This window comes from Carboxylicivirga fragile (genome assembly GCF_050589805.1).
GTDB lineage: Bacteria > Bacteroidota > Bacteroidia > Bacteroidales > Marinilabiliaceae > Carboxylicivirga > Carboxylicivirga fragile.
The window spans coordinates 1-689 of sequence record NZ_JBNGOY010000124.1 but is presented as its reverse complement, the minus strand read 5'-3'; the positions used below and the strand labels follow the sequence as shown (position 1 = coordinate 689).

Genomic DNA, 689 nt, shown 5'->3' with positions numbered 1-689 from the left:
CAAAACTATAAATTCACTACTGGTAAAGCACCTGAAAATCGAATAGTTAGTTTATCTAAAAGTTATATCCGCCCAATTATACGTGGCAAAGAAACTAAAGCCGTTGAGTTTGGAGCTAAGGTTAATAAATTACAAATTAATGGCATCAGCTTTATTGAGCACCTAAGCTTTGATGCTTTCAACGAAGGGACTCATTTTAAATCAACGATCCATCTGGCACAAACCTTAACTCATACAAAAGTGCGTTTGATTGGAGCTGATGCTATTTATGCCACAAATGCTAATCGTAAATATGCCACTTCAAATAATATCAGAACAGACTTTGTTAGAAAAGGGAGGGCTGGTAAACACGAGCTTCAGCGAAAGAAACTGGCAGCAATGATTACAAAAGAGCGGGCAACCAAACTGGAAGGCAGTTTTGGAAAGGATAAACAACATTACTACCTGAATCGCATCAAAGCTCGAACCAAGCAGAATGAAATCCTCTGGATATTCTTTGGTATCCATGTCAGCAATGCACTTGAGATAGGTCGACGCATGCAAGATCACCTATCTTTAGCAGCCTAGGAATTTATGAAAATAACATTGTCCACATGGGATTGGTATGCTCTTTAATAATCGGAACAAAGTCAATTATACACTCATTAATAATTATGAAAAACAAAGAGGCTAACCATAAATGATTAACC

At 37.2% G+C, this 689-nt stretch carries 1 pseudogene; it reads left to right on the top strand.

Annotation, left to right across the window (positions count from 1 at the left end):
- Positions 1 to 567 (top strand): annotated as a pseudogene (locus ACRD7B_RS22775) (hypothetical protein); the annotation flags it as partial.
- Positions 568 to 689: the final 122 nt, after the last annotated feature.